Annotated in this window: 30 protein-coding genes and 1 pseudogene; 11 read left to right on the forward strand and 20 right to left on the reverse strand. The window is 67.3% G+C overall.

The window, feature by feature from the left end:
• Nucleotides 1–10: 10 nt before the first annotated feature.
• From K3U94_RS03090 to K3U94_RS03155, 15 genes and pseudogenes are all read right to left on the reverse strand, one after another.
• Nucleotides 11–709 carry a TetR/AcrR family transcriptional regulator gene (locus K3U94_RS03090; protein ID WP_047319684.1) on the reverse strand — a complete coding sequence of 233 codons (699 nt, stop codon included), beginning with the start codon at nt 707–709 and terminating at the stop codon, nt 11–13.
• Nucleotides 710–1,243: 534 nt separating this feature from the next.
• Nucleotides 1,244–2,326: pseudogene (menE, locus tag K3U94_RS03095) on the reverse strand (o-succinylbenzoate--CoA ligase); the annotation flags it as partial.
• Nucleotides 2,327–2,376: 50 nt separating this feature from the next.
• Complete coding sequence (locus tag K3U94_RS03100) at nt 2,377–2,679, reverse strand: DUF3349 domain-containing protein (RefSeq protein ID WP_047319687.1); 303 nt, start codon at nt 2,677–2,679, stop codon at nt 2,377–2,379.
• Nucleotides 2,680–2,737: 58 nt separating this feature from the next.
• On the reverse strand, nt 2,738–3,028 hold the full coding sequence (locus tag K3U94_RS03105) for a hypothetical protein (RefSeq protein ID WP_047319740.1): 291 nt from the start codon (nt 3,026–3,028) through the stop codon (nt 2,738–2,740).
• A gap of 5 nt (nt 3,029–3,033) precedes the next feature.
• Nucleotides 3,034–4,239, reverse strand: a complete 1,206-nt coding sequence (locus K3U94_RS03110) for an inorganic phosphate transporter (RefSeq protein WP_220695537.1) — start codon at nt 4,237–4,239, stop codon at nt 3,034–3,036.
• A 43-nt stretch (nt 4,240–4,282) separates the two neighbouring features.
• Complete coding sequence (locus K3U94_RS03115; protein WP_220695538.1) at nt 4,283–4,585, reverse strand: hypothetical protein; 303 nt, start codon at nt 4,583–4,585, stop codon at nt 4,283–4,285.
• On the reverse strand, nt 4,582–5,859 hold the full coding sequence (locus K3U94_RS03120) for an inorganic phosphate transporter (protein WP_047319690.1): 1,278 nt from the start codon (nt 5,857–5,859) through the stop codon (nt 4,582–4,584). Before K3U94_RS03120 ends, K3U94_RS03115 begins: the two co-directional genes overlap by 4 nt.
• Nucleotides 5,860–5,972: 113 nt before the next feature.
• A complete protein-coding gene (locus tag K3U94_RS03125) occupies nt 5,973–6,377 on the reverse strand; it encodes a VOC family protein (protein ID WP_220695539.1) in 405 nt (134 codons plus the stop codon).
• The gene (locus K3U94_RS03130) at nt 6,377–7,261 is read right to left on the reverse strand and encodes an SDR family oxidoreductase (RefSeq protein WP_047319692.1); all 885 of its coding nucleotides are present in this window, start codon (nt 7,259–7,261) and stop codon (nt 6,377–6,379) included. Before K3U94_RS03130 ends, K3U94_RS03125 begins: the two co-directional genes overlap by 1 nt.
• 39 nt (nt 7,262–7,300) lie before the next feature.
• The gene (locus tag K3U94_RS03135; protein ID WP_047319693.1) at nt 7,301–8,203 is read right to left on the reverse strand and encodes a 1,4-dihydroxy-2-naphthoyl-CoA synthase; all 903 of its coding nucleotides are present in this window, start codon (nt 8,201–8,203) and stop codon (nt 7,301–7,303) included.
• A gap of 4 nt (nt 8,204–8,207) precedes the next feature.
• The gene (locus K3U94_RS03140; RefSeq protein ID WP_047319694.1) at nt 8,208–8,627 is read right to left on the reverse strand and encodes a hypothetical protein; all 420 of its coding nucleotides are present in this window, start codon (nt 8,625–8,627) and stop codon (nt 8,208–8,210) included.
• Nucleotides 8,628–8,631: 4 nt separating this feature from the next.
• Nucleotides 8,632–8,757, reverse strand: a complete 126-nt coding sequence (locus K3U94_RS24040; protein ID WP_267878341.1) for a hypothetical protein — start codon at nt 8,755–8,757, stop codon at nt 8,632–8,634.
• The gene (locus tag K3U94_RS03145; protein WP_131721497.1) at nt 8,754–9,164 is read right to left on the reverse strand and encodes a hypothetical protein; all 411 of its coding nucleotides are present in this window, start codon (nt 9,162–9,164) and stop codon (nt 8,754–8,756) included. The genes K3U94_RS24040 and K3U94_RS03145 overlap by 4 nt, the downstream gene beginning before the upstream one ends.
• Before the next feature lie 190 nt (nt 9,165–9,354).
• A complete protein-coding gene (locus K3U94_RS03150; RefSeq protein WP_047319743.1) occupies nt 9,355–9,666 on the reverse strand; it encodes a hypothetical protein in 312 nt (103 codons plus the stop codon).
• Between the two features lie 70 nt (nt 9,667–9,736).
• Nucleotides 9,737–10,684, reverse strand: a complete 948-nt coding sequence (locus tag K3U94_RS03155; protein WP_047319696.1) for an aldo/keto reductase — start codon at nt 10,682–10,684, stop codon at nt 9,737–9,739.
• A gap of 80 nt (nt 10,685–10,764) precedes the next feature.
• Here K3U94_RS03155 and K3U94_RS03160 point away from each other — a divergent pair, with 80 nt between their 5' ends.
• The 6 genes from K3U94_RS03160 to K3U94_RS03185 all read left to right on the forward strand — a co-directional run bounded on the left by K3U94_RS03160 (nt 10,765) and on the right by K3U94_RS03185 (nt 16,147).
• On the forward strand, nt 10,765–11,313 hold the full coding sequence (locus K3U94_RS03160; protein ID WP_220695540.1) for a TetR/AcrR family transcriptional regulator: 549 nt from the start codon (nt 10,765–10,767) through the stop codon (nt 11,311–11,313).
• Nucleotides 11,314–11,392: 79 nt separating this feature from the next.
• Nucleotides 11,393–12,229 (forward strand): amidohydrolase family protein, encoded by an 837-nt coding sequence (locus K3U94_RS03165; RefSeq protein WP_220695541.1) that lies wholly within the window; start codon nt 11,393–11,395, stop codon nt 12,227–12,229.
• A 132-nt stretch (nt 12,230–12,361) separates the two neighbouring features.
• Entirely contained in the window at nt 12,362–12,664 is a 303-nt protein-coding gene (locus K3U94_RS03170; protein WP_220695542.1) for a WXG100 family type VII secretion target, read from the forward strand.
• A gap of 3 nt (nt 12,665–12,667) precedes the next feature.
• On the forward strand, nt 12,668–14,299 hold the full coding sequence (locus K3U94_RS03175; RefSeq protein ID WP_220695543.1) for a hypothetical protein: 1,632 nt from the start codon (nt 12,668–12,670) through the stop codon (nt 14,297–14,299).
• Nucleotides 14,300–14,701: 402 nt separating this feature from the next.
• A complete protein-coding gene (locus K3U94_RS03180; protein WP_220695544.1) occupies nt 14,702–14,998 on the forward strand; it encodes a hypothetical protein in 297 nt (98 codons plus the stop codon).
• Nucleotides 14,999–15,190: 192 nt separating this feature from the next.
• Nucleotides 15,191–16,147 carry an o-succinylbenzoate synthase gene (locus tag K3U94_RS03185; RefSeq protein WP_220695545.1) on the forward strand — a complete coding sequence of 319 codons (957 nt, stop codon included), beginning with the start codon at nt 15,191–15,193 and terminating at the stop codon, nt 16,145–16,147.
• Between the two features lie 99 nt (nt 16,148–16,246).
• Here K3U94_RS03185 and K3U94_RS03190 read toward each other — a convergent pair whose 3' ends face one another.
• Nucleotides 16,247–16,936, reverse strand: a complete 690-nt coding sequence (locus tag K3U94_RS03190) for a sensor domain-containing protein (RefSeq protein WP_230987374.1) — start codon at nt 16,934–16,936, stop codon at nt 16,247–16,249.
• 71 nt (nt 16,937–17,007) lie between these two features.
• On the opposite strand from K3U94_RS03190, the gene K3U94_RS03195 reads away from it, so the two are divergent.
• The 4 genes from K3U94_RS03195 to K3U94_RS03210 all read left to right on the forward strand — a co-directional run bounded on the left by K3U94_RS03195 (nt 17,008) and on the right by K3U94_RS03210 (nt 20,327).
• Nucleotides 17,008–17,838 carry an alpha/beta fold hydrolase gene (locus K3U94_RS03195; RefSeq protein ID WP_220695546.1) on the forward strand — a complete coding sequence of 277 codons (831 nt, stop codon included), beginning with the start codon at nt 17,008–17,010 and terminating at the stop codon, nt 17,836–17,838.
• Nucleotides 17,839–17,848: 10 nt separating this feature from the next.
• Entirely contained in the window at nt 17,849–19,501 is a 1,653-nt protein-coding gene (gene menD / locus K3U94_RS03200; protein ID WP_220695547.1) for a 2-succinyl-5-enolpyruvyl-6-hydroxy-3-cyclohexene-1-carboxylic-acid synthase, read from the forward strand.
• Between the two features lie 2 nt (nt 19,502–19,503).
• A complete protein-coding gene (locus K3U94_RS03205) occupies nt 19,504–20,022 on the forward strand; it encodes a DUF3592 domain-containing protein (RefSeq protein WP_220696647.1) in 519 nt (172 codons plus the stop codon).
• Between the two features lie 107 nt (nt 20,023–20,129).
• Entirely contained in the window at nt 20,130–20,327 is a 198-nt protein-coding gene (locus tag K3U94_RS03210) for an excalibur calcium-binding domain-containing protein (protein ID WP_220695548.1), read from the forward strand.
• Nucleotides 20,328–20,351: 24 nt separating this feature from the next.
• Here the strand turns inward: K3U94_RS03210 and K3U94_RS03215 are convergent, their stop codons facing one another.
• Nucleotides 20,352–21,110: a DsbA family protein gene (locus tag K3U94_RS03215; protein ID WP_230987376.1), complete on the reverse strand. Its 759-nt coding sequence runs from the start codon at nt 21,108–21,110 to the stop codon at nt 20,352–20,354.
• A gap of 37 nt (nt 21,111–21,147) precedes the next feature.
• Between K3U94_RS03215 and K3U94_RS03220 the strand changes: the two genes are divergently transcribed.
• The gene (locus K3U94_RS03220) at nt 21,148–21,837 is read left to right on the forward strand and encodes a demethylmenaquinone methyltransferase (protein WP_220695549.1); all 690 of its coding nucleotides are present in this window, start codon (nt 21,148–21,150) and stop codon (nt 21,835–21,837) included.
• A gap of 15 nt (nt 21,838–21,852) precedes the next feature.
• Here K3U94_RS03220 and K3U94_RS03225 read toward each other — a convergent pair whose 3' ends face one another.
• The 3 genes from K3U94_RS03225 to menJ form a co-directional block, all read right to left on the reverse strand.
• Entirely contained in the window at nt 21,853–22,296 is a 444-nt protein-coding gene (locus tag K3U94_RS03225; protein WP_220695550.1) for a nitroreductase family deazaflavin-dependent oxidoreductase, read from the reverse strand.
• A 14-nt stretch (nt 22,297–22,310) separates the two neighbouring features.
• Nucleotides 22,311–22,985, reverse strand: coding sequence for a class I SAM-dependent methyltransferase (locus tag K3U94_RS03230; RefSeq protein ID WP_220695551.1), 675 nt, complete (start codon nt 22,983–22,985; stop codon nt 22,311–22,313).
• A 72-nt stretch (nt 22,986–23,057) separates the two neighbouring features.
• A complete protein-coding gene (gene menJ, locus K3U94_RS03235) occupies nt 23,058–24,278 on the reverse strand; it encodes a menaquinone reductase MenJ (RefSeq protein ID WP_220696649.1) in 1,221 nt (406 codons plus the stop codon).
• Between the last annotated feature and the right edge of the window lie 17 nt (nt 24,279–24,295).

Below are 24,295 nucleotides of genomic sequence, written 5' to 3' on the forward strand. Positions count from 1 at the left end.
CCCCCACAGGTCAGGGCGTGATACGCGCGACCATCGCTTCCACCTGTCTGCGGTCGAGCACAACCGTTGACCCGTCGGGCAATCCGAGGATGCGGTCCGTCGCGATACCGTGCAGTTTGATCCGCTTCACACAGTCGTCGACGGCCTGACTGCGTGCCTTCGCGTCCGGCGCATCGAGTACCTGCATCAGGTTTCTGCGCAAGCTGGCCGCAAAAACCTGGATCATGTCGCCGACACCTTCGGGGTCGAAGGTGTCGAACACGCCTTCGTCGACCCCTTCGCTGATGAGTTTGGTCAGCACGGGTCGGAACAGGTCTTCCCAGGTGTCCACGATCTTGGTGAACAGCCCGCGGTTGTGCGGCGCGAACAGTGCCGTCATCGCCGCGATCTGCTCTGCAGCGCCCATCGCCATCTTGACGTCGTAGCTGGCCGCGAGCCCGCGGTTGAGGCGTTCCAGGGCGCTCGCACCCGGCTGGTCGAAGACCGGACGCAACGCCTCCAACGCCGCCTCAGCGCTGCGCTGCGCCAGCGCGGTGACGAGTGCGTCTTTGGACGGAAAGTAGTGGTAGAAAGCGCCTTTCGGAATGCCCGTCGCAGCGAGAAGCTCGTTGAGGCTGACGTTGTCATAGCCGCGTTCGAGAAAGAGTGCCAGCGCCTGGTCGAGCAGTTCGGCCCGCCGGACATCCCGGGGCTTCACGAGACGGCGCATGGCGGTATTGAATCAGTCGGACTTCTTCAGCCATCCCACGTAGGTCAGGTACGCCCCGCACAGTGCGAGTAGTCCGAAGCCGGCCCGCACCGCACCGAGGGCGCCACTCGATGTGTCGGTGGCAGATTCGGCTCCCCGCACGATCAGCTGCGGTGCAGCGAGCAAGACGAATCCCCGCAGCAGCAGGAACCACCCGAACAGCGAAATGATCACCGCGGCAACACCGCGCCAATATTGGTGAAACGCAATGATGAACAGGCCGCCGCCGAGCAGCAATGCGCCCAGCACCCACGGCCACATCGGGTCGGTCGAGAAACTCGACAGCTGATTGCCGATACTCCCGGCTCTGAACGCGACGATCGCAGTGATCACGGTGATGAACGGTCCCAGGACGCGTGCGAAAGAGCGCGTGCGTTCCGCGGAGGTGGTGGGTGTGTGCATGGTTGCGACCCCTTTCCAGAGCAGCGGTTGACCCCCTTGTAGACCACTGGTCTCCAAATTAGACCAGTGGTCTAATCGGGGGCAATACCCGGCAGAAAACCGTTGTGCCAGCGCTTTTCGGTCCAGCTTGCCGATCCCGCGCCGGGGGAGTGCAGGAACGACATGCAACTCGCGTGGCGCAGCCGTGGTGTCCAGCGATTCCGCGACGTGGGCGCGTAGCGCTTCCAGAGTCGGTGGCGTCGCACCGGCGACGACGACCGCGGCGACGACGCGCTGCCCCAGCCGGTCGTCGTCGATCCCGAACACCGCGCAGTCGGCCACCGCGGGATGGGTTGCCAACACCGCCTCCACCGGCCCGGGAAGCACCGTCAGGCCGCCGGTGCTGATCGCGTCGTCGGCGCGACCGAGCACGGTAAGGCTCCCCGAGGAGTCAAGGGCGCCAAGGTCATTGGTCGAAAACCAGCCCGGCTCGGCGAACGGGTCGGGCTCGACGGGATTGCGATAACCCTGCGCCACGGTCGGGCCACCGATCGCGATCCGTCCGTCGCCGCCGATGCGGAGCCGGACACCCGACAATGGCAGCCCGTCATAGACACAACCGCCGGCGGTCTCGCTCATGCCGTAGGTGCGCACCACCCGCACCCCCGCGCCCGTTGCAGCGTCCAGGACCGGTTGCGGCGCCGGTCCGCCGCCCAACAACACCGCGTCCAGCTCGGCCAATGCGGCCGCGGACGCGGGAACCGCCAGAGCCTTGGCCAGTTGGGTGGCGACCAGCGACGTATAGCGCCGGCCGGAACCGAGCGCCGCCACCGCAGCGGGCAACCGCGTGACATCGAAACCCGTTGCGACATCGAGTTGCACGGGGGCCGTGCCGGACAGCAGGCTGCGCACCAGCACTTGGATTCCGGCGATGTGGTGTGCCGGCAGCGCCAGTAGCCAGCTGCCTGGCCCGCCCAACCGGTCGTGCGTGGCGGAGGCACTGGCCGCCAGTGCCGCACCGGTCAGCAGCGCACCCTTGGGCACCCCGGTGGTTCCCGACGTAGTCACCACCAGCGCGATGTCGTCGCCGATGGTATCGCCCACCCGCAGCGCGGTCAGGGCCGCGGAATCGGTGTCGGGGCCTACGGGAGTGAACGCGGCATCATGACCGTCCAGGACGCCCTGTAAGGCGGGCAGGAGCGTGGAGACGGCATCACCGGGTGGGATGGCCAGCGCACGCAGGCGTGCTATGGGTTTCCTCCGTTGGTGGGGGCGTCGTCGAGCAGCCAGCCCTTGGCCGCCAACCGCTCTCGCACCCGTTCGACGTCCTCGGCGGCGGGCAGCTCGTTGGTCAGGCGGGCGATCAGCACCCCGATGTCGATGCGGTCGAATTCGCCGCGGCCGATCAATTCCCGGGCGACGTCTTTGACCTCGTCATTGGTCAGGCGCCGCGACAGCAGTGCCAACAGCGGAACGTAGTCGTTCTGTGGCACACCGTCGGGGTACCCGGCGCGCAGCCAGGCGACGATCGAGGTGAGAAATTTGTTCATACTGCGTCAACTTCCCCGCGCCGACACCGGAAGGAACATGTCAGCTGCAATATTACGTCTATTCAAGGCCGAACACCTCGTCCCAGTTGCCCCAGTCATCCCACTGCCAGCCGATGCGGTGCTCGATGAAGTCACGGGCGATGAACAACACGCCCACCAGTACCGCCGCGAGCAGCAGCCCGAAGACCATCCACCTCAACAGGGTCAATTCCCGGCGGTGTTCCGTCGGTCCCTCGGCTGCGTCGCCCAGGCGTACTCCGATCGCGAACAATGCCGGCAGCGCGGTGCCCACCAGCAGTCCGAAGATCAGAATCTTGGCTGTGGCCACGTAGTCGAACCAGGCGTTCAAGGTGTTCACCCACCGACCCCCTCCGTGCCGATCTCGCGAGACGAACCGGGGGTACTGGGTTCCGGCGCAATGACTTCGAGGCCATCGGTCATATGTGCACCCCAATCGGCGGTGACATTGGTGTGGTCGACCGGGACTTTGCGGGACTGCAGCCAGATGAGCGCCGAGACTCCAATCAGCAACACCAGACCGGTGATGGTGCCGGGGTAGCCGCCGATGCGGTGGATCAGGTGGTAGGTGACCGCGCCGATGGCACCGGCCAGCGGCAGGGTGATCACCCACGCGGTCGCCATCCGGCGGGCAACCCCCCAGCGCACGTTGGCGCCCGGCTTTCCCAGGCCCGAGCCCAACACCGACCCCGTCACCACCTGCGTGGTCGACAGCGAATACCCGAAGTGGCTGGACAGCAAAATGATGGCCGCCGAGGATGATTCGGCGGCCATGCCCTGCGGGGATTCGATCTCGACCAGGCCCTTGCCCAGCGTGCGGATGACCCGCCATCCACCGAAATAGGTGCCGGCAGCCATCGCCACCGCACACGACACGATCACCCAGAGCGGCGGTGTGATGTCGGTCTTGTGGGCAGCGCCGTAAGAGATCAGTGCGAGGAAGATCACGCCCATGGTCTTCTGGGCGTCGTTGGTGCCGTGCGCCAGCGACATCAGGGCGGCAGAGAAGACTTGACCGCGGCGGAAGTCCCGCAGGGTGCGCCCGTGGGAGACTCCCCGGGTCAGCCGGTAGACCAGCCAGGTTCCGACGGTCGCGACCAGCGTCGCGGCGAGCACAGCGATCACCGTCGGCACCAGCACCTTCGAGACCACCCCGGGCCAGCGCACCCCGGCCTTGCCGGCCGCGGCCAGCATGGCCCCCACCACGCCGCCGATCAGGGCGTGTGAGGAGCTTGACGGGATACCGAACAGCCAGGTCGCGAGATTCCAGACGATGCCGCCGACCAGACCGGCGAACATGACTTCCAGCGTCACCAGGTTGGTGACCACCAGATCCTTCGCCACCGTGGCCGCCACCTGGGTGGACATGAACGCGCCGACCAGGTTGAGCGTGGCGCAGAGCGTCACCGCGGTCTTGGGCTTGAGCGCACCGCTGGCGATCCCGGTGGCGACAGCGTTGCCGGTGTCATGGAAGCCGTTGGTGAAGTCGAAAGCCAGGGCGGTGATCACGACCGTGATCAACAGGAACAGCTCCAAGGTCACCGTGCGGATTTTTGCAGCCGCACGCCTGCGTTGTCGAACCGGGTTAGGCGGGCTTGGCTCCGAGCAGGTACCAGCCCAGGTGGTGCCCCAGGAAGTCACGGGCGATGAAGAGCACCCCGATGACCGCCACGGCCAGCACTAGCAGGAAGATCGCCCAGCTGAGCGCGACCAGCAGTGGCCGGCGGGCGCCGGTCGCACCCGCAGTGGCGCCGGCGACGGCGGGAGCGCTGTTACCGGCCACGTTGACCCGCACCCCGACCGCGAACAGTGCCGGCAGCAACCCGCCGACCAGCAGTCCGAAAACCAGGATTTTCAGCGTGGCTGCGAGGTTGAACCACTGACTCATGACCGGATGACCTCACGTGGGTTGGGGTCGTCGGTGGAGACGACAGTCAACTTGGCTCCCTCATGGCCGGCGTCGAATGCCGACCTGAGGGCGTTCTCGACCTCGCGGCCCGCTTCTTCGGGCTGCACGCCGGGGGCGTCGAGACCGCCGGTGAGGGTGCCGTCCCATTCGGCGTTGACGTTGTTGTGGTCGATGCGGGCCCGGCGCGACCGCAGCCAGATCGCCAGGACCGCGGTGATCAGCAGGGCTACGCCGATGATGATTCCGGGGTAGCCGCCGATGCCGTGCACCAGGCCGTAGGCGCCCGAGCCGACCCCGCCGGCCATCGGCAGCGTCACCAGCCAGGCGGCCGCCATACGCCCGGCGACACCCCAGCGCACCTGCGCACCCGGCTTGCCGACGCCGCTGCCCAGCACCGACCCGGTGGCGACCTGGGTGGTCGACAGCGAGTACCCGAAGTGGCTGGACAGCAGGATGACTGAGGCAGCGGCTGACTCGGCGGCCATGCCCTGGGGGGATTTGATCTCGACGAGGCCCTTGCCCAGGGTGCGGATGACGCGCCAGCCGCCGGTGTAGGTGCCTGCCGACATGGCCAGCGCACAACTGACGATCACCCACAGCGGGGGCAGCGTCGCCGACGTGCTCACCGCGCCGTAGGACATCAGTGCCAGGAAGATCACGCCCATGGTCTTTTGCGCGTCATTGGTGCCGTGCGCCAGCGACACCAGCGCCGCCGAGCCGATCTGGCCGTGCCGGAACACCTTCTCGGACTTCTTCTCGTCGACGCCGCGGGTGACCCGGTAGACCAGCCAGGTGCCGACGGAGGCGATCAGGGTGGCGACCACAGTGGCCACCACCGCCGGGACGAGGACCTTGGAGACCACCCCGCTCCAGTTCACCCCGTGCCCGCCGACCGCGGCGATCATCGCTCCCACGATGCCGCCGATCAGGGCGTGCGACGAGCTGGAGGGGATACCGAGCAGCCAGGTGAGCAGGTTCCACACGATGCCGCCGACCAGCCCGGCGAAGACGATCTCCAGGGTCACCAGGTGGGCGTCGACCAGACCTTTGGCGATGGTCGCGGCAACCGCAGTCGACAGGAAGGCGCCGACCAGGTTCAGGCAGGCGGACATGGTGACTGCTGCCTTGGGCTTCAGCGCACCGCTGGCGATCGAGGTCGCCATCGCGTTGCCGGTGTCATGGAATCCGTTGGTGAAGTCGAAGGCCAAAGCCGTGATCACCACAATGATCAGGAGGAGCAGTTCGAGGCTCACTGGAGCATCACGGCACTGATTCTGAGGCCTCGATGGGGCCGTTGTCTAACGATCACCCTCGCGAAACGCCGGTGTACGTCGAGACGTATTGAACTGTTTCCCCTTCGTTAACCTCAGGGCTTCCGGGGGCTGTCCTGGCGGGTATCGCGGCGCAGCGGATGGTCGTCTGGGACCTCTACGAAGATCAACGTCAGGCCGTCGGGATCGGTGACGTGCATCTCACGCAACCCCCACGGCTCGCGGCGCGCGGGCCGGGCGATGGGGACCCCGCGGGACTCCAGTTCGGCCTCGGTGGCGGCGACGTCGCGGACCTGCAGCCACAGCGCCCCGGGGAAGCTCGCGTCCGCGTGTTCGGGGTTGCCGTGCCCGGCGAGTTCGATCAGCGACTGCCCGGCGTAGAAGACCATTCCGGCGCCGTAGTCACGGGCGATCGCCAACCCGATCTCGTCGCGATAGAACCGCAGCGATCGTTGATAATCGGTGGGCCGGAGCAACACCCGGCTGGCCAGAATCTCCATCAGTCCTCGACCGGCTCGATCCGGTTCCGCTTGACGATGGCGGTGGCCCAACCGGCGTTGAGGTTGTCCAGCGCACGAAACGCCAGCGCCAGCCTCGGCGCGATGCGGATCGGGCGGTATCTGGCCGCGTCGATCATCCACGCGCCGGCCTCCTGCGCGGTGAGCCCCGGCTTGCCCTGGAACGCCGCGGTGGGCGCGATCATCGGGGTCTTCACCAGGGGGTAGTACAGCGTGGTGGACTGCACGCCGTAGCGGGCCCACTCACTGTCGATGACCCGGCTGACGGCGCTCAGCGCGGACTTGGAGCCGTTGTAGACACCGAACAGCGGCGAGGAGTCCGTGAACACGCCCCAGGTGGCGACGTTGATGATGTGGCCGTCGCCGCGCTCGCGCATCGCGGGGGCGAACCCGCGGATCAGCCGCAGCGGCGAGTAGTAGTTCAGCTGCATGGTCCGCTCCACGTCGTGCCAGCGATCCAGCGATTCGGCCAGCGGACGGCGGATGGAGCGCCCGGCATTGTTGACCAGGATGTCCACTCCGCCGAACCGCTCGTCGACGTCCTTGACCAGTGCGTCGATCGCCGCCAGGTCAGACAGGTCGCACGCGATGGCGTGCGCGGTGCCACCGGCGGCGGTGATCCGCTGGACCAGTGCGTCGAGGTTTTCCTGGCGGCGGGCCACCGCGATCACGGTGGCGCCCGCCGCCCCGAACTGTTCGGCGCCGGCTTCCCCGATGCCCGACGACGCACCGGTCACCAGCACCCGCTTGCCGGTCAGGTCGACGGTCTTGGCGCCGGGCCGGTGCATCAGCTGCGCGGCGACCGGGGGGCGCATGGTGGCGAGCGTGATCTGGTCGGACAACCGGCGTAGCGGGCTTCTGCTCATGGTTAGCCAGTCTATGCGGGACGCCGGACGCGCCGGGCCTCAGTAGTACCGGGGGAAGGGACTCCAGTCCGGCTCGCGCTTCTCCAGGAACGAGTCTCGGCCCTCGACGGCCTCATCGGTCATGTAAGCCAGCCGGGTCGCCTCGCCGGCGAACAGTTGCTGGCCCACCAGTCCGTCGTCGAGCAGGTTGAAGGCGAACTTCAACATCCGTTGCGCCTGAGGCGATTTGCCGTTGATCTCCTTGGCCCACTGCACGCCGGTGGCTTCCAGGTCGGCGTGGTCGACGACTTCGTTGACCGCACCCATGGCGTGCATCTGCTCGGCGCTGTAGGTCCGGCCCAGGAAGAAGATCTCGCGGGCGAACTTCTGGCCCACCTGCCGGGCCAGGTAGGCGCTGCCGTACCCGCCGTCGAAGCTGCCCACGTCGGCGTCGGTCTGCTTGAACCTGGCGTGCTCGCGGCTGGCCAGGGTCAGGTCGCACACTACGTGCAGACTGTGCCCGCCGCCGGCTGCCCAGCCGTTGACCAGGCAGATCACCGGTTTGGGCATGAACCGGATCAGTCGCTGCACTTCCAGGATGTGCAGCCGCCCGGCCCGGGCGGCGTCGACGGTGTCCGCAGTCTCCCCGGATGCGTACTGGTAGCCGCTGCGGCCGCGGATGCGCTGGTCTCCGCCCGAGCAGAACGCCCAGCCGCCGTCCTTGGGCGCCGGTCCGTTACCGGTGAGCAGCACCACGCCGACATCAGGAGACATCCGGGCATGGTCCAGTGCCTGGTAGAGCTCATCGACGGTGTGCGGTCGAAACGCGTTGCGCACCTCGGGACGGTTGAACGCCACCCGAACTGTCGCGTCGGTGACGTGGCGGTGATAGGTGATGTCGGTCAGGTCGGCGAAGCCGTCGACCGTGCGCCAGATGCTGGGGTTGAAGGGGTTGTCACTCAACGCGTCATTCTCCCTCGTTGTCGGACGTGTGGACGCGAGCCATGCCGTCGCGCTCATCGGAGCAGAACACGCACGGATCATTCCATTCACTGCCGTAGTTAACGTATTGCGCCACCGGTTTAACCACCCGGTGGGCGGTAGCCGGATCGAGTATCGGTTCGTCCATCGCAGGAGGGAAGGGGCTCAGCGAACCGACACTCGAGGCCAACGGAAGCGGATTGGTCGGATCGCCGGTGATATCCACGGCCGGAACGCTGTCGATGAACAGTGTGTACAAATCGTGTTCGGGAAACCCGACGTTCACCCGCAGTACCCACCACTGATCGGATTGCTGTGCGGCGTAAGGGAAGAACTTATACCCGGTTCGTGACCACTGGGGCCGTGCATTCGTGTCGATCGCGGAATCGAGGGAATCGCGCTGCATGTGTTCAGGACTCGGGCTGTTCCAGCGACTCACCGAACAGGGCGCGCAGCGCCCGTGCCGGTGGGGTAGTCAACCACATCTTCCCCGTCGGACCGGGCCCATCGGGTTCGGTGTCGGAGCTGCGGCTCATCGCGGCGCTGCATCCAGCGGGGGATTGAGGAAATTGTCTCGGAGCAAGACGAAACGATCGTAATTGCTAACTTTGTACTGGATCGACCGCAGTAGTGGTAGTGCTTTCTCGTCGCGTACGTTGGTTGCGAAGTCGATGCCTGAGCCGACTAGGTCACTGGCCCAGGATATTTCGGTGAGAAACAAAGCGCGTGCCCAGTCCAGATCGGAGAGCGGGGCACCAGCTTCCAGGGCATCTATTAGTCGTTGGACAAGGGCGCGGAACTCGTCGATCGTTGACAAGCCCATTACCGGCGTGAGAAATGGCATGGCGCGCGTCGCAGATCCACGGTACTCATTGAGGCCGTGGACCATCAGTCGTCGCTCGTCGTCGGTCAGGTCGATCGCCACCGGTTCAGGGATGGTCATGATTTCAAGGTAGTGGATTTTCGGCTTGGTCCTCACCCAAGACCGGTGGGTGATCCGCGCGGTCCGGCAGATAGACGGGTCGGGGTCCTGCTGCCGGCGAATCCCACGGGAGTCCTCCGCCAGCGGGAGATCGAAGTGGGCCGAGTCCGCCTGCTTTGGTGCTAGGTGAGGGCGGTGCGGCGGCTGGCATCTAACACACCCGCGGCGGGCTAACCGCTCCCATGCGGGCTGCGGCCTCGGTCTCGTTCGCGGCGTATCCCCGTGCGGCGTCGGCGAGTTTGGCGGCGGTGGTATGCACTCTCGCCGTGTTGGTGCTGGCCGTTACCACCGCGGCGTTTACGGCGGCAACCGCTGCTGCGCTGGCCAGCGGCGAGGACGATGCCGCGCCCGTCGGAGCCATGTTGGCGGCCAGCCTGCCAGCAAGAGACTCACACCAACGAGCCTCGGTCTCTAATGCCGCATCGCTGACCTGCAGTGTCTTGGCGATCTGCGGCGGCTGCATGCCCGAAGCCTCATTCTCGACGCCTGCCTGGCGCACGTCACCGACTCGGCAGGTGACCGCATTCTCCCCATCAGGTGGTTGCGGCGCCCCGGAACGCTTCGCGCAGGCTCGCGGCATAGTCCGGGCCCTGCCCGGGGGCGGTGATCGCATCCAGCCGGGCGACGGCGTCGTCGCTTAGCACGATGTCGGCCACCTTCATGTTCTCCTCCAGGTGGGGAAGAGATCCGGTGCCGGGGATCAGCAAGGTGTTCGCCGAGGTGGTCAGCAGCCAGGCCAGCCCGATCTGGGCGGGGGTGGCGCCGACTTCGGCGGCGACCTCGCGGACGACGGCGTGGTCGGTGACTTTCGGGAAGCCGGGGAACGCCGAGCCGAGCGGGAAGTACGGCACCCAGGCGATGCCTTCGTCGGCGCAGAAGTCGAGCGCGTCCTCCTGGGTGCGATCGAGCAGGCTGTAGGCGTTCTGCACGCAGACGATGCCGGCCGGCAGGGCTCGCTGGAGCGCTTCCAGTCCCACGCTGCTGATGCCGATCGCGGCGATCTTGCCCTCGTCGCGCAACGCGATCATCTCGGCCAGCTGGTCGTCGAGGTCGACGTTCTGATCGCCTTCGGGCGCCGGGGCGGGACCGAGGTCGTAGCGCCGCAGGTTGACCACCGGAACGGTGTCGAGTCCCAGTTGGCGCAGGTCGTTCTCCACGGCGGCGCGCAGCTCGGCGGGCTTCTGGGCGGCGGTCAGCGGCAATGGGCCGACGCCGGTGTAGGCGGCACCGACCTTGCTGACGATGACCAGCTCGTCGCGGTAGGGCGCCAGTGCTTTGCGGATGCGGTGGTTGACCTCGCCACCGGCGTAGAAGGACGCGGTGTCGATGTGGTTGACGCCCAACTCGACCGCGCGGCGCAGGACCGCGATGGCGTCGTCGGTAGAGATTCTCTCGTCGAGCTGCATGGCGCCGTAGCCGACACGGGCTACGGCTGGTGTGCCGATGCGGCCGAGGCCGCCGGGCTGGAGTTGGTCGGTCATGGTGCTCCTCGTGAGACACTGGTACAGATGCGGAGGACCCTCCGTTTAGGTAGCGTAACAGAAACGGAGGTTCCTCCGCTTTGGCTGGGAGATCCGATGCCCGCCGCAACCGAGAGCGGCTGTTGGCGGCCGCCGCCGCAGCGTTCGGCGGCTCCGACGGGAGTCCGGTTCCGCTGGAATCGATCGCGCGCGACGCCGGTGTCGGCATCGGCACGCTCTACCGGCACTTTCCCAGCCGCGAGGCACTGGTCGAGGCCGTCTATCGCGCTGAACTGGGCGACGTCGCGGCCGTCGCCGAACAGCTGGTCACCCGCCACCCGCCGAAGGTGGCGCTGCGGCGCTGGATGGACCGCTACGCCGGTTTCGTGGCGGCCAAGCGGGGGATGGCCGAGTCGTTGCGTGCCATGGTCGAGTCTGGCGCGATGGAGCCCAACGAGACGCGCGAGCGCATCGTCGGCGCGGTCGATCTGCTGCTGCGGGCCGGAGCGCAGGACGGCAGCTTGCGCGCTGATGTGCGCGCTGACGACGTCGTGTCGAGCCTGATCGGCATCTTCTTGACCAGCGGCTCACCCGAGCAGACCGGGCGGCTGTTGGATCTTTTGGTCGCCGGAGTGGCGGCCACCGGCTGACCCGGTGGTTCAGCGAGGCTCGACGAAGGAGAGGCGAAGCTGGGACCGCCGCTTGACCACGCTGTCTACCGTGGAGTCGATGACCATCGACGTGTGGATGCAGCACCCGACCCGGCGGTTCCTCGACCACGACATGTTGGCGTCCCTGCGACGCTGGACGGGCGGGGCGATGCCCGACGAGGAGATCCCCATCGAGGCCACCGTGTCGGCGATGGACGCCGCGGGCGTGGATTTCGGACTGCTCAGTGCGTGGCGCGGCCCCAACGGCATGGACCTGGTCTCCAACGAGGAAGTTGCCGGCTGGGTCCGAGCGCATCCGAGCCGGTTCGCCGGTTTGGCCACCGTCGATCTCGATCGCCCGATGGAAGCGGTGCGTGAACTGCGGCGCCGGGTGCGCGACGACGGATTCGTCGGGCTGCGCGTGGTGCCCTGGTTGTGGAATGCACCTCCCACCGATCGTCGCTACTATCCGCTGTTCGCCGAGTGCGTGGAACTCGGCGTCCCGTTCTGCACCCAGGTGGGGCATACCGGCCCGCTGCGGCCGTCGGAAACCGGTCGCCCGATTCCCTACATCGACCAAGTGGCACTGGACTTTCCCGAACTGACGATCGTGTGCGGACACGTCGGCTATCCGTGGACCGAGGAGATGGTCGCGGTGGCCCGCAAGCATGAGAACGTCTACATCGACACCTCGGCCTACACCACCAAGCGGCTTCCCGATGAGCTGACCCGGTTCATGAGGACCCGAACCGGGCAGCGAAAAGTGTTGTTCGGCACCAACTATCCGATGATCATGCACGCCCACGCGCTCGACGGTCTGGACGATCTCGGGCTCGATGACGCGGCCCGCGCGGACTATTTGGGTGGGAATGCCGAGCGGGTGTTCAAGCTGGGTGGCGGGCAGGCGGGCGAGTAGCTCGCAGCCAGTCACCTGCACGGCAGTGCAGGTGACTGGCGGTAATTGCGGTTAACTTGCTAGCTTTTGCTCGGGGCTCCGACGGGAGGTGTGAGCATGGCTTCGGCGCCAACTGATCCCGCCATAATCTCAGTGCAACCAGCCCTGCTTGATACCCACGCCTCGCGGGTGGCCGACGCGACCGATGTGGCAAACACATTCTCGGCCCGGCACGCCGGCTACCTGGGCGAATGCGCCACGGCGTGGGCCGGAAGCTCGGCGGATGCCCTGGCTGAGTTGGCCGCGCACTGGGAGGCGGCCGATGCGGGGTTGCACGGGCGGGTGAGCGCGTTCTCCGAAGCCATGCGTGAGGGCGGTCGTCGCTATACGGCGATGGAGCAGGAGCACGCCAGGACGTTCACCGCGCTCGTTCCCAAAGGAACCGGCGCTTCGTAGCGCATGACGATCACCACCGACGGCATCGAGAAGTGGAATCTCGAAACCCTGGACACGGCATTCGAGATCGCCACGGAACGCTCCATGCGTAAGGCCGACTTCGGCGGGGCATTAGGCGACGCCGGCAACGGGCTCAAGGACTGGGAGGGCCACGGCGGCGATGCCTTCCGCCGCGAGTTGGGCAAACACCGCGCTGACATCACCGATCACCAGACAGAGGCAACCGCGATCGCCAACGCCTTCCATGCCGCACGAGGGGAGGTCGCTGCCTGCAAGGCGGAATGGGCATCCATCAAATCAACTGCGGTAAGCAATAACTGGTCCATCAGTTCGGATGGACGGTTGAGCGGTGAGGTCGCCGACAAGAAGCGTAACGACTTCGATGCCCTGCAAAGTCGGCTGACCAAGCTGATGGCCGACGCCAGCAGGACCGACCAGGATCTGGCCACGGCCATCCGGGCAGTGGTCGGCGACACCAAAGTCAACGCGGACGGTCGCGCGATATTCGGCCCGCCGATGCCGCAACGGGAGGCTGGCGCATCCGGTGATGCGGCGGCCGGAAGCCTGCCGTGGCTGCTGAATCAGACGCGGCAGGGCGGTGGCTCGGTTCCTCAAGTGCCGTCGAATCTTAAGGACGCAGAGTCCTTCAAAGTCCTGGCCCGGCAGGTGCTGACGAATGACGGCGTACCACCGGATCAGATCGAGGCGCGGATCAACGCGGCCGTGGTCGCCGCCCAGCAGCCGCTGCCGCGCTATATCCCCCCGGAAACGCAGCGGGCCGCGGCACCCGGCTACGGCGACGGACTCGGTGACCGTTGGAGAGCCACCGAACAAGCCGTCAAGAATCTGCTGGGTCAGGGTGGGCCGGGCGCCCCGGGTGTTCGGCAATCCTGGGGCGGAATGGCCAAGGGCGTGGGTAGTGCCTTCATGAACCCCGTCGGTGTCGGCATGGAGGACATCAAACGAGCAATGAACGCGCCCAGTCTGCCCTACTTCCTGGGGGAGAAGACCTTCGATGTCGGCGCCACCGCAGTCGCCGCGCCGTTCGGCGGGGAAGGTGCGATGGTCCGGGCGGGGCTTAGCGAGGCGCTCGAAACCGGGCCGGCATTCTCGCGATATGCGGCCATCGGCCTCGATTCCGCTGCAACTTATGACGCGTGGGCAGAAGCCACGGCCATGGACCTCAACCAGGCTGCTTCGAACGGCGTACCTACAGCCGGGCTCAGTCAGCAAGTTGCTGCCATGTCCACCCACTATGTGGGCGAATTTCCAGCCCGAGTGGTTCTGGGCAGGTTCGATGGCCAAGACGGTGGTTACATCGGCGAGGCCAGAGCCAACGGCGGAATCTACTTCGACACTGGTGATCCAACCTGGACTGCTCTCACCAGTGGACTGGCCGAGGTGCCGGCAAAGCACCTGGCATGGCAGCCGAATGCGGCGTTCCTCCGCCAGCAAATGGAGGAGCGGGTACCACGTTTTGAATACCGCCTACCGGATGGCTTCAGCAGCGTTGACGAACTTGCGCGTGTCCGTCGGGAAACCTTCTCGGCGTTCGAGATTAATTACATGGACCAGAACGCAGCGGCGTTCGGATATGAACGTATCGGAAATTCCTGGATCTACGGAGGTGAATAAGCGACTATGAGCTCCGGCGAAGCGGAACGTCAGATGGCTCCGATATTGGCGGCCCACGGCTTCCATCTTGATGCGGTCGACTCTGATCTCGTATACGGTGAGCGCCCAGCATGGGCAGTGTTCTACCGCGGGCCAGATTGCAAACTTCAAGTTTGCTGGTCAGCTCGCGAGGGCGGGGCAGACTTCATGCTGGCACCGTTAGACGCACCGAATGAGTTCGGGCTGGTGAACCAGTCGAAGAAGTGGCGTTTTATGTTGGCCCTTAGTGATACTAACGACGAACTAGGGTTGCCGCCCCTGACAGGAGGGGACGATGCGCTATGGGCTTGGAGGAAAGCGTTGTTCGACACTCATATCGAGGCAGCGCGTGCTGCGCTATTGTCCCATGATCGCTAGTGGTTCATGAGTGTGGACGAGCCCTCGGGCGATAAGTCCAGGGAACTGCAGATTGAGATCGATCGGTTGTCGGCGGAGTTCGGCGTCCGCTCCATGCCGATCGGGATGCGGACCAACGACGGGCTCAATATTTTCGTGGATGACGACGGTGCCTATCACTTTGCTTTCTACGAACGTGGAAAGCTCGGGTTTGACCGGGGGCGCTGGGCTAAGAGGCGAGTCCGGCAACTTGCCGAGATGTTTCGTAACTGGAAGAAGCCGGAAGATATCGCATTACTTCCTGACGTCGGTGAACCGTTGTGACCGATTGGGAAGATAAATCCAGGGAGCTTCAGTCGTAACGAAATCCGATCGGTCAACGAGGAGTTTCCCCTCGGGGTTGCCTTCACCATGGTGGCGGGCGCCTCGATCCGCGCGCAGCTGTGCATCCGACGGTGCTGAGGTGTTCGCCCGCTGGTCTGGCGCACCTCGCCACCGGACCGGCACCATAGACCGATGCCGCCGCCTCTAGACGACATCCTTGACCGCCTACACGTGGTGGCGCTGCCGATGCGCGTCAAGTTCCGCGGCATCACGGTGCGCGAAGTGGCCCTGATCGACGGCCCGGAAGGCTGGGGAGAGTTCGGCGCGTTCGGCGAATACGCACCGCCCGAGGCGGCGCACTGGTTGGCCGCCGCGCTGGAGAGCGCCTATTGCGAACTGCCGCAACCGCTCCGCGACCGCATCCCGATCAACGCGACGGTTCCCGCCGTCGACGCCGAGCGGGTTCCCGAGGTGCTGGCCCGATTCCCCGGCGCGAAGACCGCCAAAGTCAAAGTCGCCGAGCCCGGCCAGACCCTGGCCGACGACGTCGCCCGCGTCGAAGCCGTCCGCGCGCTCATCCCGACGGTGCGAGTCGATGCCAATGGCGGTTGGACCCTCGATCAGGCCGTGGAGGCGGCAAAGGCGTTGGGCGCATTGGAATACCTGGAGCAACCCTGTGCCACCGTCGCCGAACTCGCCGAGCTGCGCCGCCGCATCGACACGCCGGTGGCCGCCGATGAGAGCATCCGCAAAGCCTCCGACCCCCTCGCTGTCACGAAAGCCGGCGCCGCCGACATCGCTGTGCTGAAAGTCGCTCCGCTGGGCGGCATTTCGTCGTTGCTTCAGATCGCTGATCAGATCGGCATCCCGGTGGTGGTCTCCAGCGCGATCGACTCGGCGGTCGGTATCGCAACCGGCCTGCGTGCAGCGGCCGCGCTGCCGGAACTGCAGCACGCCTGCGGGCTGGGCACCGGATCGCTGTTCGTCGACGATATCGCCGAGACACCGGCGCAAAAGGACGGCTACCTACCAGTACAGCCCATCGCCCCGGACCCCGCCCGGCTGCACGCCCTGGCCGCTTCGCCGCAGCGACGCCAGTGGTGGATCGACCGGATCAAAGCCTGCCATCGACTGTTGGGTGACCGCTGAATCGCGCTCGAACGTGCGGTTTAGTGGGCAAACAGCGCCGAATCGCCCGCTAAACCGCACACTCGGCGCGATTCACTGCACCGGCTTGCCGCCTAACCCTCACACGCTGGGCAGCTGCGCATCGATCCCGTTGGCGATCGTGACGGCTTCGTCGCTGACGTAGAGCTTGCACGCCAGCACGTCGATCGCAACGTTGTTGGTCACCCGCAGGGCCCGTTGACAAGACCAGCCCGCGCTGTCGTCCTGGTGCTGGGTCATCCACAGTGTGGAGTCGACGTCGGAGACCGTGTCGAACGTCCAGGACGTGTCGGGGTAGCCGTCCTTGGCGGTCGCGAATGTCCGCTCGCCGCAGGAGTTCCAACTGCGGGCGGTGGCGTCGAAGAAACTCTGTGCGGCATCTCGGGTGGCGAACACCGTCACGGCCTGAATCACGAAGTGGTCTTGTGCGCTCTGAGTGAGGGTTTGGGCGAGGGTCGCTGTCCAGTCCGCGTCGGTGTAGACCTGCTTCTCGACGGGCATCCACGCCGCCAGGCATCCGTGCTCGGGGAATTGGCGTCCGGAATCGAACATCCGCGTACGGGAGTCTTTGACCCGCATACCGTGGGCGCCCATGATGTCGCTGACGGTGGCCGCCTTCAACAGCAGCTCCGGCAGCATCGCGGCTGTCACCGGACGGGGCCCGTCCTGGTCGGCCGGCACCGCCACGCCGCCGGTCACCCGGGAACAGTCCGCCATGACGGTGCTGGCCAGCACCAGCGTGCAAGCCAACCCGACGCTCCGTATCCGCATCACCGTCCCCCAGCTGCGCAGTTGCGATCCTGACACCATAAAGCGTCGAGGGGTCGCGTACCTTCACTCTGGTGACCAACCTCGCCTACGACGACCGTAATCAGGATGGGGAGCCGGTTCTGTTCATCGCCGGGCGTGGTGGCGCCGGTCGCGGCTGGCACCTGCACCAGGTGCGCGAATTCCAACTCGCCCGGTACCGCCCGATCACCTTCGACAACCGCGGCATCGGTGCTACCGAGAACGCCTCGGGGTTCACCACCGAAACCATGGTGGCCGACACCGCCCAGCTCATCGAGTCGCTGAACGTGGGCCCGGTCCGCATTGTCGCGGTGTCGATGGGCTCCTTCATCGCCCAGGAATTGATGCTGGCCCGGCCCGAATTGGTGAAATCCGCTGTCCTGATGGCCACTCGCGGCCGCCACGACCGCGCCCGGGACTTCTTCTATCAGGCTGAGGCGAGACTCGCCGAGTCCGGCGTCGAACTTCCTGCCCAATACGAAGCCAAAGTGCGCCTCCTGGAGAGCTTTTCGCCTAAGACGCTCAGCGACGACGCGGCCATCAAGGACTGGATCGCGATGTTCACCATGTGGCCGGTCAAAAACACCCCGGGGCTGCGCTGCCAGCTGGACGTGGCGCCGCTGACCAACCGGCTGCCCGCCTACGCCAACATCACCCAGCCGGTGCTGGTGATCGGTTTCGGCGACGATGTCGTCACCCCGGCACATCTGAGCCGCGAGGTTGCCGACGCGATCCCGGGGGCGCGCTACCTGGAGATCCCGGACGCCGGGCACCTCGGTTTCATCGAGAAGCCGGACCAGGTCAACAAGGCAGCCCTGGAGTTTCTCGCCGAGGTGGACGGCAAGCCGTTCCGGTGGGCGCCTGCGCCCACGGCGCACGACTAACCTGGTACCAATGACCAACCCCTCGACGGCACAGGCCCGCATCGTCGTCGACGAGCTGATCCGCGGCGGTGTCCGCGACGTGGTGCTGTGCCCCGGATCGCGCAATGCACCGCTGGCGTTCGCGCTGCACGACGCCGACCGGGCCGGCCGGCTGCGCCTGCACGTGCGTATCGACGAACGCACCGCCGGGTATCTGGCGATCGGGCTGGCGGTGGGGGCCGGCGCTCCGGTGTGTGTGGCGATGACCTCGGGCACCGCGGTGGCCAACCTGGGCCCCGCGGTGGTCGAGGCCAACTACGCGCGGGTGCCGCTGATCGTGCTGAGCGCCAACCGTCCCTACGAGCTGCTGGGTACCGGCGCCAACCAGACCATGGAGCAGCTCGGCTACTTCGGTACCCAGGTACGCGCCGCCATCAGCCTGGGCCTGGCCGAGGACGCTCCCGAGCGGATGGACGCCCTCAACGCCACCTGGCGTTCGGCGGTGTGCCGAGTTTTGGTCGCCGCCACCGGATCTCGCACCGCGAACGCTGGTCCGGTGCAGTTCGACATCCCGCTGCGCGAACCACTGGTGCCCGACGCCGACGACACAGGGTCGCTGCCGCCAGGCCGGCCACACGGGCGTCCCTGGACACTGACCCCGCCGGTCAGCTTCGACCAGCCCCTGGATATCGACCTGGCCCCGGACACCGTGGTGATCGCCGGGCACGGTGCGGGTCTGCACCCGAACTTGGCGGCACTGCCCACGGTCGCCGAACCCACCGCCCCGACACCGGAAAATCCGCTGCACCCGTTGGCGCTGCCACTGCTGCGCCCGCAGCAGGTGATCATGGCCGGCCGGCCCACCCTGCACCGTCCGGTGTCGAACCTGCTGGCCGACCCCACGGTGCCGGTCTACGCGCTGACCACCGGGCCACGCTGGCCGGACGTGTCGGGGAACTCGCAGGCCACCGGCACCCGAGCCGTCACCTCCGGGGAGCCGGATCCGGCCTGGCTGCGCCGCTGCGCGGAGCTGAACGCCCAGGCCAATGCCGCGGTGCGCGCGCAGCTGGCGTCGCATCCGCTCACCACCGGCCTGCACGTGGCCGCGGCCGTGGCCGACGCGCTGCGCCCCGGGGATCAGTTGGTGCTGGGCGCGTCGAACCCGGTGCGCGACGCCGCGCTGGTCGGGTTGGGCAACGCCAAGGACGCCCGAGGCGTCACCGTGCGATCCAACCGCGGAGTCGCCGGCATCGACGGCACGGTGTCCACCGCGATCGGTGCCGCGCTGGCTCACGAGCAGCAGAACCCCGACGCCCGCACCATTGCGCTGATCGGGGATCTGACGTTCGTCCACGACAGCTCCGGTCTGCTGATCGGGCCCACCGAACCGAGGCCGCAGCAGCTGACGATCGTGGTCTCCAACGACAACGGTGGCGGCATCTTCGAGCTGCTGGAGCAAGGAGACCCACGGTTCGCCGACGTCTCGTCGCGAATCTTCGGCACCCCGCATGACGTCGACATCGCCGCGTTGTGCCGCGCCTATCATGTCGAATTCTCCCAGGTCGAGGCCGACGCGCTGACCGCCGCGCTCGCCGAACCCGCCGGCGGTGTGCGGGTGCTGGAGGTCAAAGCCGACCGCTCCTCGTTGCGGACACTGCACGCCGCGATCAAGGCCGCGTTGTGAAACTGCCCGATTACCGGTCCAACCGGGCCTATCGAACGTTGAAACCGTTGCTGCGCAACTTGGTTCGCGGCAACGGCGCCCTTCCCGGCAATACCTGGCGTGGACGTGCATTGCGGTGGGCGCGCACCGGCGTGGTGATCCTGGTGGCGCTGGTCACCTTGCAGTCGGTGCTGTTGGTGGCGGGGGCGTGGCGGAACGACATCACCATCGAGCGCGACATGGGGGTGGCCGAGGCCGAGGTGCTCAACGCGGGCTTCCGGCGCTCCACCATCGAGTTCGTCACGCCGGAGCGGATCACCTACCGCCCGGAGCTCGGCGTGCTCTACCCCTCCGAATTAGCAACGGGGATGCGGATTTACGTCGAATACGACAAGTCCGATCCGGACCTGGTGCGGGTCCAGCACCGTACCGCGGTGTTGGCGGTCATCCCGGCCGGATCCGTTGCGGTGATCGCCTGGCTGATCGGGATCGCGGCGTTGGCGGGATGCAATGTCGCCGAACGACGGTGGGCTGCCGGCTAGGTCCTGACGCGGCAACCGCCGGCGCACAGGCGCTTGTTAGGCTGCTGCGGATTTCGCGCTGTTCGTTTCGTGCCAAACGACGGCCCTCAACGGTGAGGAGACGTTCAATGATCCGTCGCACGGTGGTCCTTGCAGGCATTTTCGCGTTCGGAGTTGGTATCGCAACCGCTCCCATTGCCGCTGCGGAGCCGTACTACAAGAACTGCTCTGAGGCCCGAGCGGCCGGAGCGGCGCCCATCCACGAGGGCGAGCCCGGTTACCGCAGGGCGCTCGACCGCGACGGCGACGGTATCGCCTGCGAATAAGCAGCGCTGGACAGCGCTGCCCGGCTACCGCTGCTGCACCAGCCGGTCGAGCCAGCCGGCGTCGTCGGTGTCCACCACCGTCCTGGTCGCCACGTCATACACCGTCGGGGTACCGGGGCTCTCCGGGTTCGCCGACAGCAGCTGCACACGGTTGAAGGCGTTCATCGACGTGGCGTCCACGACCTGCTGCCCGGTGGCGATCCGCTCCACGACGTGGCCGGGCAGGCCGCTTTCACGCGCGGTGGTCGCGATCTCCGCCACGCTGGGAGTGCCGCCCTTGCGGTAGAGGTCGGCTACGAACGTTTGATAGGCACCGGCCGGGGTGGCCGGATCGGCCGCTGCCATCAGGGCGTTGCCGACGCGCGCCGAGGTGTCGTTTTTGCGGCGGGCATCCAGAAACGTCATCCACCGGTAGGTCACCGCGACGTCACCGGCGGCCAGGTGCCGGCTCAGGTCGTCGCCGGAGGCGGCCTCGAACTTCGCGCACTCGGAGCACTGCGGGTCGCAGAAGATCTCCAGCTGCACCGGGGCGGAGGCCGTTCCGGCCAGCACGCCGAAGTGGTCGGCGCTCCACGCCGTGCCGGGCTCATGCGCCGGTCCCAGCTTCGCCTCTCCTGCGTCGAGGCTCGCTGAACCGCCGGGTTCATGCGCCGGTCCCAGCTTCGCCTCTCCTCCGTCGAGGCTCGCTGAACCGCCGGGCGCCTCGGGGTCGGCTGCCGCCGGACCCGCCAATGCCCCGCCGAATATCACCAGTGCTGCCAATGTGCCCAGCCAAGACCGCATTCCAGAACCCTATCGAAAGGCGGGTACCGTCGACCGGGTGAGCCGCGCGAGCCTGGACAAAGACCCCCACGCCGTGGCGTCGATGTTCGACGGCGTCGCCCGTCGCTACGACCTGACCAACACGGTGCTGTCGCTGGGGCGAGACCGGTCCTGGCGTCGAGCCACCCGGAAAGCACTCGAGTTGAGGCCGGGGGAGAAGGTGCTCGACCTGGCCGCCGGTACTGCGGTGTCGACGGTGGAGTTGGCCCGCTCCGGTGCTTGGTGCGTGGCGGCGGATTTCTCGGTGGGAATGCTGGCCGCCGGTGCCGGCCGACCCGTGCCCAAGGTCGCCGGGGACGCCACCAAGCTGCCCTTCGGCGACGAGGTTTTCGACGCGGTCACGATCAGTTTCGGGCTGCGCAATGTCGTCGACCACGCCGCGGGGCTGCGGGAGATGGCCCGGGTGACCCGGCCCGGAGGCCGGCTGGTGGTGTGCGAGTTCTCCACCCCGACCGTGCCGGTGTTCGCCACCGCCTACAAGGAGTACCTGATGCGGGCGTTGCCGGCGGTGGCACGCACCGTGTCATCGAACCCGGAGGCCTACGTCTACCTCGCCGAATCGATCCGCGCCTGGCCGGATCAGGCCGCGCTGGCCGAGCAGATCGGCGCATCGGGCTGGTCGGACGTGAGCTGGCGCAACCTCACCGGGGGCATCGTCGCGCTGCACTCGGCCCGCAAACCGCGGTAGCCCCCTGCGCTGGGCCTAGGAAGCCGGGTCGAACCGGAACACCGCGATCCGGCCCGCGAGCGCCTCGACCTCGTCGGGCGTGCCCTTTTCCACCAGGCCGGCCTGCTTGAGGAAGCGGGCGCCGACGGGCACCTGCACCGGAAACGCCCGCAGCACCGGGCGCGCCGCCTCCGCCGACAGCTCGACGATGCGCACCGGCCGTTCGTGGCGGCCGTGGCGCAGCAGGCCCGCACCGGCGGCACGGGCATTGAGCGCCCAGTCGGCCTTCGGGAAGCCCGCCACGGTGTAGAGCTGGCCGTCGACGGTGAACGGTGTCATCGGGGTGCTGCGCGGCTGCCCGGACTTGCGGCCCGGCACCGTCAATACCATCGGCGGACCCATCGGGATGCCCAGCTTCTGCAGGCCGATCATGACTTTGTTGACTGGCTTCAGCCAGCGCGGCGGCTTCGGATCACTCACGGCGGGCCTCCTTTTCAGCCCAGATGCGCTGAGAGCAGCCAGCCCGCAGCCGACTTGCGGCCGCCCGGTTCGTCGCGCAGCGGCACGCCGCCGAACCCGGGGAAGTCGTCGGGGAACACCGCGTGCAGCCGGGCTGGCTTGATCTCGTCGACCACCCAGTACTTCGACACCACCTCACGCAGTTCGTCGGCGGTCACTGCGAACGGCGGGCCCTCGGGGATGGCGGCCTTGTCGAAGACCAGCACGAAGTACGACGCCCCAGGGGCGGCGGCCCGCACGATGGAGCGCTGGTAGCCGTCGCGGGCCTCGACCGGGATCGAGTGGAACAGCGTGCTGTCGACGATGGTGCCGAAGCGGCCGTCATAGCCGGAGAAGTCGCTGATGTCGGCGACCTCGAAGGAGGCGTTGCTCAAACCGCGCTTGGCCGCCTCGCGGCGGGCCAGGTCGATGGCGGTGGGTGAACTGTCGAGGCCCACGGTGGTGTGCCCGCGCTCAGCCAGATACAGCGAGATGGCGGCCTCGCCGCAGCCGACGTCAAGGACGTCACCGTGGAACTTGCCCTGCTCGATCAGGGCGGCCAACTCGGGCTGGGGCGCCCCGATGCTCCACGGGGGCTTGACGCCCGCTCCCATTCGGTCAGATTCGCCGCGGTAGACGGCGTCGAACTGGAATTCCATTGATTCACTCATCAATCCGGTATATCAATCAAGTTGATATGTGTCAATGGTCCTGACTGCTGGCGTCAGGCCAAAGCCGCCAGATCAGACGAACGGGCGGCGGCGGTCGATCAACCGGGACATCCGCCCCCCGCCGCGCCAGGCCCGCGCCACCAGATCCGCGTCGTCGTCGGTGACCAGGTTGGCCATCACCCGCACCGCCACCCGCATCAGCATCGTCGAGCGCATGGCCAGCGGGCCGGTGGCCGGCAGGAACCGGGGGAACGTCAGCAGCAGCGCCAGTCGCCGCGCCACCGAGAACCCGCGCGCGTAGTGGGCGGCCAGCAACTCCGGCCAGGCCTGCGTGAGGTCGGCGGCGCCCGCATTCCCCAGTAGTTCGACGGCCAGCCGTCCGGTCTCCAGGCCGTAGTCGATGCCCTCGCCGTTGAGCGGGTTGACGCAGGCCGCGGCGTCGCCGATCAGCATCCAGTTGGGTCCGGCGACACCCGAGACCGCGCCGCCCATCGGCAGCAGCGCGCTGGCCGGGGCGCGCACCGGCCCCTCGAAGCCCCACTCCTCGCGGCGCAGGTCGGCGTAGTAGGACATCAGCGGTCGCAGCGCCACGTCGGCGGGCCGTTTGACGGTGGCCAGCGCGCCGACGCCGATGTTCACCTCGCCGTTGCCCAGCGGGAAGATCCAGCCGTAGCCCGGCAGCACCTCGCCCTCCGGGGATCGCAGCTCCAGATGCGACGTCAGCCACGGTTCGTCGCTGCGAGGCGAGGCCAGGTAACCGCGGGCGGCCACCCCGTAGACCGTCTCCTGGTGCCACTGGCGGCCCAGCACCCGGCCCAGCGTGGAGCGGGCCCCGTCGGCGACGATCAGCGTCTTACAGCTGACCTCCGTCCCGTCGGCCAGCACCACCGAGCGCACCCGCCCGGACGAATCGTGATGGACCCCGACGGCCTTGACGCCCAACAACATCCGGGCACCGGACTCCTCGGCGACCTTGCGGATGCGTTCGTCGAGTTCGGTGCGCGGCGCCGCGCTGCCGGTCGACGGGAACGACGGACCCGGCCAGGCCACTTCGACCTCACCGCCGAAGCCGGCCATCCGCAGGCCCCGGTGCCGGATGTGACTGTCCAGCCACTCGCCGAGCCCCAGCAACTCCAGCTGCTCGACGGCTCGCGGGGTCAGGCCGTCACCGCACGGCTTGTCCCGCGGGAAGACGGCCGAATCGACCACCAGCACGTCGCGGCCCGCCCGCGCGGCCCAGGCGGCCGCCGCCGACCCCGCCGGTCCCGCACCGACTATCACCACCTCGGCCACCGTCTCAGCGCTGGAAT

Origin of the sequence: Mycolicibacter heraklionensis (genome assembly GCF_019645815.1) — a bacterium.
Lineage (GTDB): Bacteria > Actinomycetota > Actinomycetes > Mycobacteriales > Mycobacteriaceae > Mycobacterium > Mycobacterium heraklionense.

Excerpts from the sequence above, each read along its gene's own strand:
- K3U94_RS03090 (WP_047319684.1), bottom strand. The coding sequence starts at position 709 with ATGCGCCGTCTCGTGAAGCCCCGGGATGTCCGGCGGGCCGAACTGCTC.
- K3U94_RS03100 (WP_047319687.1), bottom strand. The coding sequence starts at position 2,679 with ATGAACAAATTTCTCACCTCGATCGTCGCCTGGCTGCGCGCCGGGTAC.
- K3U94_RS03115 (WP_220695538.1), bottom strand. The coding sequence starts at position 4,585 with ATGAGTCAGTGGTTCAACCTCGCAGCCACGCTGAAAATCCTGGTTTTC.
- K3U94_RS03125 (WP_220695539.1), bottom strand. The coding sequence starts at position 6,377 with ATGGAGATTCTGGCCAGCCGGGTGTTGCTCCGGCCCACCGATTATCAA.
- K3U94_RS03130 (WP_047319692.1), bottom strand. The coding sequence starts at position 7,261 with ATGAGCAGAAGCCCGCTACGCCGGTTGTCCGACCAGATCACGCTCGCC.
- K3U94_RS03140 (WP_047319694.1), bottom strand. The coding sequence starts at position 8,627 with ATGCAGCGCGATTCCCTCGATTCCGCGATCGACACGAATGCACGGCCC.
- K3U94_RS24040 (WP_267878341.1), bottom strand. The coding sequence starts at position 8,757 with ATGAGCCGCAGCTCCGACACCGAACCCGATGGGCCCGGTCCGACGGGG.
- K3U94_RS03145 (WP_131721497.1), bottom strand. The coding sequence starts at position 9,164 with ATGACCATCCCTGAACCGGTGGCGATCGACCTGACCGACGACGAGCGA.
- K3U94_RS03150 (WP_047319743.1), bottom strand. The coding sequence starts at position 9,666 with ATGCAGCCGCCGCAGATCGCCAAGACACTGCAGGTCAGCGATGCGGCA.
- K3U94_RS03155 (WP_047319696.1), bottom strand. The coding sequence starts at position 10,684 with ATGACCGACCAACTCCAGCCCGGCGGCCTCGGCCGCATCGGCACACCA.
- K3U94_RS03165 (WP_220695541.1), top strand. The coding sequence starts at position 11,393 with ATGACCATCGACGTGTGGATGCAGCACCCGACCCGGCGGTTCCTCGAC.
- K3U94_RS03175 (WP_220695543.1), top strand. The coding sequence starts at position 12,668 with ATGACGATCACCACCGACGGCATCGAGAAGTGGAATCTCGAAACCCTG.
- K3U94_RS03180 (WP_220695544.1), top strand. The coding sequence starts at position 14,702 with ATGAGTGTGGACGAGCCCTCGGGCGATAAGTCCAGGGAACTGCAGATT.
- K3U94_RS03185 (WP_220695545.1), top strand. The coding sequence starts at position 15,191 with ATGCCGCCGCCTCTAGACGACATCCTTGACCGCCTACACGTGGTGGCG.
- K3U94_RS03190 (WP_230987374.1), bottom strand. The coding sequence starts at position 16,936 with ATGCGGATACGGAGCGTCGGGTTGGCTTGCACGCTGGTGCTGGCCAGC.
- menD (WP_220695547.1), top strand. The coding sequence starts at position 17,849 with ATGACCAACCCCTCGACGGCACAGGCCCGCATCGTCGTCGACGAGCTG.
- K3U94_RS03210 (WP_220695548.1), top strand. The coding sequence starts at position 20,130 with ATGATCCGTCGCACGGTGGTCCTTGCAGGCATTTTCGCGTTCGGAGTT.
- K3U94_RS03215 (WP_230987376.1), bottom strand. The coding sequence starts at position 21,110 with ATGCGGTCTTGGCTGGGCACATTGGCAGCACTGGTGATATTCGGCGGG.
- K3U94_RS03230 (WP_220695551.1), bottom strand. The coding sequence starts at position 22,985 with ATGAGTGAATCAATGGAATTCCAGTTCGACGCCGTCTACCGCGGCGAA.